Source organism: Streptomyces sp. ID05-39B, assembly GCF_033794725.1.
In the GTDB taxonomy this organism is placed as follows: Bacteria; Actinomycetota; Actinomycetes; order Streptomycetales; family Streptomycetaceae; genus Streptomyces; species Streptomyces bobili.
Genome location: NZ_JARGEF010000366.1, coordinates 1 through 5,673 on the forward strand (window position 1 = coordinate 1; position 5,673 = coordinate 5,673).

Here is a 5,673-nt window from a genome sequence, read left to right on the forward strand (position 1 = left end):
CCACCCGTTACGACAAGAGGGCCTACGTCTTCCACGGCACCGTCACCACCGCGGCGATCCGACTCTGGCTCCGACAGTGATCCGCCGGACAGAACCTAGACGTCCCCGCCCGTCTTGCGGGTGTGCAACTGCCGTGCCACTTCCGCGATCGAGCCCGAAAGAGACGGGTACACCGTGAAGGCCTTCGCGATCTGTTCGACCGTCAGATTGTTGTCGACGGCGATCGAGATGGGGTGGATCAGCTCCGAGGCGCGCGGCGCCACGACGACACCGCCGACGACGATCTCCGTACCCGGCCGGCAGAAGATCTTGACGAAACCGTCGCGGATGCCCTGCATCTTGGCGCGCGGGTTGCGCAGCAGCGGCAGTTTCACCACGCGGGCGTCGATCTTGCCGCCGTCGACATCGGCCTGCGAGTAGCCGACGGTGGCGATCTCGGGGTCGGTGAAGACGTTGGAGGAGACGGTCTTCAGGTTGAGCGGGGCCACCGCGTCGCCGAGGAAGTGGTACATGGCGATACGGCCCTGCATGGCGGCGACGGAGGCGAGGGCGAAGACGCCGGTCACGTCACCGGCCGCGTACACGCCGGGGGCGGTGGTGCGGGAGACCCGGTCGGTCCAGATGTGACCGGACTCGCGGACCTTGACGCCCGCCTCCTCCAGGCCGAGGCCCGCGCTGTTGGGGATGGCGCCGACGGCCATCAGGCAGTGCGAGCCGGTGATGACCCGGCCGTCGGCGAGGGTGACCTCGACGCGGTCGCCGACACGCTTGGCGGACTGGGCGCGGGAGCGGGCCATCACGTTCATGCCGCGGCGGCGGAAGACGTCCTCCAGGACGGCGGCGGCGTCCGGGTCCTCGCCGGGCAGCACGCGGTCGCGGGAGGAGACGAGGGTGACCTTGGAGCCGAGGGCCTGGTAGGCACCGGCGAACTCGGCGCCGGTGACACCGGAGCCGACCACGATGAGTTCCTCGGGCAGTTCGCGCAGGTCGTAGACCTGGGTCCAGTTGAAGATGCGCTCGCCGTCGGGCTGGGCGTCGGGCAGTTCACGGGGGTGACCGCCGGTGGCGAGGAGGACGGCGTCGGCGGTGAGGGTCTCCTCGGTGCCCCCAGCAGCGGTGACGACGACCTGGCGGGAGCCGTCGAGGGCCTGCATGCCGTTGAGCCGGGCGCGCCCGCGCAGGACGCGGGCGCCGGCCCGGGTGACGGAGGCGGTGATGTCGTGGGACTGGGCGAGGGCGAGCCGCTTGACGCGCCGGTTGACCTTGTCGAGGTCCACGCCGACCACCCGGGCCGCCCGCTCCATCGGCGGGGTGTCGTCGGCGACGATGATGCCCAGTTCCTCGTAGGACGAGTCGAAGGTGGTCATCACCTCCGCCGTGGCGATCAGGGTCTTCGACGGCACGCAGTCGGTCAGCACCGACGCCCCGCCCAGACCGTCGCAGTCGACGACGGTCACCTCCGCGCCGAGCTGGGCGGCCACCAGGGCCGCCTCGTATCCGCCGGGTCCGCCACCGATGATCACGATCCGAGTCACGTACTCCATTCTCCCGCACGAACCGAGGTGCTACTTCCCCGGGGGCCGAGCGGCGGTACGCCCGTGGTCCCCGGGACCCCGGAAGACAGCGGTGACGTGCGCACCGGCTGCCGTAGTCTCGTCGCATGTCGCTCTACGCCGCCTACGCCGGCAACCTCGACGCGCGGCTGATGTCCCGCCGCGCTCCGCACTCGCCGTTGCGCGCCACCGGCTGGCTCAACGGGTGGCGGCTGACGTTCGGGGGCGAGCAACTGGGCTGGGAGGGCGCGCTCGCGACGATCGTGGAGGACCCCCTCTCCCAGGTCTTCGTCGCGCTGTACGACCTGGCGCCGCCGGACGAGGAGTCGCTGGACCGGTGGGAGGGCGTGGGCCTCGGCATCTACCGCCGGATGCGGGTGCGGGTGCACACCCTGGACGGCGAGGAACAGAGCTGGGTGTACGTCCTCGACGGCTACGAGGGCGGCCTGCCCTCCGCCCGCTACCTGGGCGAGGTCGCCGACGCGGCGGAGTCCGCGGGGGCGCCGCACGACTACGTGATGGAGCTGCGCAAGCGCCCCTGCTGAGCGCCTCGTCCCCTTCTTCGTCGGAAACGACAAGACAACGATCGTCATCCCGTGGGCTCTGTCATCTACGCGCGTAGGCCCGGACCGGCTACCCTCATCGCGTGAACGCATCTCTTCTCCCGGACGACATCCAGGGCGACCCCCACGCCGCCGCCGACGCCGCAGCCGCGCGCCTGAGCGAACTGACGGGCGCCGAGACCCATGACGTGGCCCTCGTGATGGGCTCCGGCTGGGCACCGGCCGCGGACGCCCTGGGCGTCCCCGACGCCGAGTTCCCGGTCACCGAGCTGCCCGGCTTCCCGCCGCCGGCCGTCGAGGGCCACGGCGGCACGATCCGCTCGTACCGGATCGGCGAGAAGCGCGCCCTGGTGTTCCTCGGCCGCACGCACTACTACGAGGGCCGCGGGGTGGCCGCGGTCGCCCACGGCGTCCGTACGGCGGTGGCGGCCGGCAGCAAGACGATCGTGCTGACCAACGGCTGCGGAGGGCTTCGCGAAGGCATGCGGCCCGGTCAGCCGGTGCTGATCAGCGACCACATCAACCTCACGGCGACCTCCCCGATCGTCGGCGCGAACTTCGTCGACCTGACCGACCTGTACTCGCCGCGGCTGCGCGCGCTGTGCAAGGAGATCGACTCCACGCTGGAGGAGGGCGTCTACGCCCAGTTCCCCGGCCCGCACTACGAGACGCCCGCGGAGATCCGCATGGCCCGCGTGATCGGCGCGGACCTGGTCGGCATGTCGACCGTGCTGGAGGCCATCGCGGCGCGGGAGGCCGGCGCCGAGGTGCTGGGCCTCTCGCTCGTGACGAACCTCGCGGCGGGGATGACCGGCGAGCCGCTGAACCACGAGGAGGTCCTCCAGGCCGGCCGCGACTCCGCGACCCGCATGGGCGCCCTCCTCACCCAGGTCCTGTCCCGCCTGTAGGGACCACAGCCCCCGGACCCCGGGGCCTGTGCCCAGCCCGTCCGGGCACCCCCCTTTGGGGGAGTTCGAGGACGAGGCCCGTTCAGGGCCGACAGGGGGGTCTGGGGGCGCAAGCCCTCGGGTTCGGGACGGGAAGGGGCGGCGGGGGCGCGACACACCCACGTACGACTCGAGAGGTTGACCACCCGTGCACGACGACCTGATCGCTCGCGCCCGCACCTGGCTCGCCGAGGACCCCGACCCGGAGACCCGCGACGAACTCGCCGCCCTCCTCGACGCCGGGGACGTCACCGGACTCGCCGCCCGCTTCGCCGGCACGCTCCAGTTCGGCACCGCCGGCCTGCGGGGCGAGCTCGGCGCGGGCCCCATGCGCATGAACCGCGCCGTCGTCATCCGCGCCGCCGCCGGCCTCGCCGCGTACCTGCGCGGCCAGGGCAACGGCGACGGCCTGGTCGTCATCGGCTACGACGCCCGCCACAAGTCGGAGGCGTTCGCCCGCGACACGGCCGCCGTGATGACGGGCGCGGGCCTGCGCGCGGCCGTCCTGCCCCGCCCGCTGCCGACGCCCGTCCTGGCGTACGCCATAAGGCATCTGGGCGCGGTGGCCGGCGTCGAGGTCACGGCCAGCCACAACCCGCCCCGCGACAACGGCTACAAGGTCTATCTGGGCGACGGTTCGCAGATCGTGCCGCCCGCCGACGCGGAGATCGCCGCCGAGATCGACGCGATCCGCTCCCTGAACGACGTACCGCGCCCGGACGGCGGCTGGGAGGTCCTGGACGACTCGGTCCTCGACGCCTACCTGGCCCGTACGGACGCGGTCCTGTCGGCCGGCTCCCCCCGCACCGCGCGCACCGTCTACACGGCGATGCACGGCGTCGGCAAGGACGTGCTGCTGGCCGCCTTCGCCCGCGCCGGGTTCCCCGAGCCGGTGCTGGTCGCCGAGCAGGCCGAGCCCGATCCGGAGTTCCCGACGGTCGCGTTCCCCAACCCGGAGGAGCCCGGCGCGATGGACCTCGCGTTCGCGAAGGCCCGCGAGACGGACCCCGACCTGGTCATCGCCAACGACCCGGACGCCGACCGGTGCGCGGTGGCCGTCCGGGACGGCGAGCGGTGGCGGATGCTGCGCGGCGACGAGGTGGGCTCCCTGCTCGCCGCCCATTTGGTGAGCCGTGGAGCGCGCGGCACGTTCGCCGAGTCGATCGTCTCGTCCTCCCTCCTCGGCCGGATCGCCGAGAAGGCCGGGCTGCCGTACGAGGAGACCCTGACCGGCTTCAAGTGGATCGCCCGCGTCGACGGCCTGCGCTACGGCTACGAGGAGGCCCTCGGCTACTGCGTCGACCCGCAGGGGGTGCGCGACAAGGACGGCATCACCGCCGCCCTCCTCGTCACCGAGCTGGCGTCCGAGCTGAAGGAGCGGGGCCGCACGCTGCTCGATCTGCTCGACGACCTCGCCGTCGAGCACGGGCTGCACGCCACCGACCAGCTGTCGGTGCGGGTGGAGGACCTGACGGTCATCGCCCGTGCGATGGAGCGGCTGCGCGAGCGGCCCCCGACCGAGCTGGCCGGGCTGGCGATCATCCGCGCCGAGGACCTGTCCAAGGGCACGGACAGGCTGCCGCCCACCGACGGGCTGCGCTACACGCTCGACGGCGCCCGGGTGGTCGTACGGCCGAGCGGTACCGAGCCGAAGCTGAAGTGCTACCTGGAGGTCGTGGTGCCGGTCGGCTCGCCCGACGGTCTCCCGGCGGCGCACGCCCGCGCGGCGGAGCTGCTCGCGGCCGTGAAGCGGGACCTGTCGGCGGCGGCCGGCATCTGAGCCGTGGGTGTGGGGGCGCCGCCGGTCGGCGGCACCCCCACACCGGCCCCTCCAGGCACTGGCTCCTGGCTCCCGCCCGTCACGCCCGCGAAGCCCGCCGAGCCCGCGAAGTCACCCCACGGCCACCAGAATGGCCAGCAGCAGGGCGCCCACGGCGGCCGGCGCCATGATCTCCCAGGCCCAGCGCACGGTCACCTCGCCCTGTGCGGAGGCCTCCTCGTGGCGCGCCTCCCACAGGTTCCGCAGCTCGTCCATGGCCTTGTCGCCCTCGGCGCGCGCGGGCCCCTCGGCGACGTCCGGGCCCACCTGCGAGGACAGCCCGCCCCCGAAACCGGCCGGCCCCATGAAGCCGCCCCGCCTGCGCCGCGGACGCCCCTCACGCTCGGCGGCCTGGTCCGCGGCGACCCGGTCCTGCTGCCGGGCGGCCTTCTTGCGCGCCCGCAGCGAGACCGGGATGGACCAGAGCTGGAACTTCTGCCCGGACTCGGCGACGACCTCGTTGGAGTAGCCCGACCGCAGCGAGGCGACCTGCCCCCAGGGCAGCACGATCACCCGGAACGGATTGCGCACCCGCATCCGGTCGTCATCGGCGAACACGGCCGGCCGCAGCGTGAAGGCGAGGACCAGCGGCACCAGCAGGATCAGCGTGGCGAGCGCCAGCCACGGCGTCCGCCCGTCCCCGGCGACGATCGCGTCGCCCCCGAGCCAGCCGATCAGGGCGAGCAGCAGCACGCCACCGGCCATCCCCGCGGGCGACCGGTACACCCGGTCCCTGATCCCGCCCCCCGGCACCGACCCCTGCTCATCCGAACTCGTCATACCCCCGATTC

5 protein-coding genes are annotated in these 5,673 nt (G+C 73.1%); 3 read left to right on the forward strand and 2 right to left on the reverse strand.

Annotation, left to right across the window (positions count from 1 at the left end):
* Window positions 1–95 precede the first annotated feature (95 nt).
* Entirely contained in the window at window positions 96–1,544 is a 1,449-nt protein-coding gene (locus P1P75_RS39075) for an NAD(P)H-quinone dehydrogenase (RefSeq protein WP_319264339.1), read from the reverse strand.
* Between the two features lie 116 nt (window positions 1,545–1,660).
* Between P1P75_RS39075 and P1P75_RS39080 the strand changes: the two genes are divergently transcribed.
* From P1P75_RS39080 to P1P75_RS39090, 3 genes are all read left to right on the forward strand, one after another.
* Window positions 1,661–2,098 (forward strand): gamma-glutamylcyclotransferase, encoded by a 438-nt coding sequence (locus P1P75_RS39080; RefSeq protein WP_319264341.1) that lies wholly within the window; start codon window positions 1,661–1,663, stop codon window positions 2,096–2,098.
* 101 nt (window positions 2,099–2,199) lie between these two features.
* Window positions 2,200–3,024: a purine-nucleoside phosphorylase gene (locus tag P1P75_RS39085; RefSeq protein ID WP_319264343.1), complete on the forward strand. Its 825-nt coding sequence runs from the start codon at window positions 2,200–2,202 to the stop codon at window positions 3,022–3,024.
* A 187-nt stretch (window positions 3,025–3,211) separates the two neighbouring features.
* Window positions 3,212–4,843: a phospho-sugar mutase gene (locus P1P75_RS39090; protein ID WP_319264345.1), complete on the forward strand. Its 1,632-nt coding sequence runs from the start codon at window positions 3,212–3,214 to the stop codon at window positions 4,841–4,843.
* 111 nt (window positions 4,844–4,954) lie between these two features.
* Here P1P75_RS39090 and P1P75_RS39095 read toward each other — a convergent pair whose 3' ends face one another.
* Window positions 4,955–5,662, reverse strand: a complete 708-nt coding sequence (locus tag P1P75_RS39095) for a PH domain-containing protein (protein ID WP_319264347.1) — start codon at window positions 5,660–5,662, stop codon at window positions 4,955–4,957.
* Window positions 5,663–5,673 lie beyond the last annotated feature (11 nt).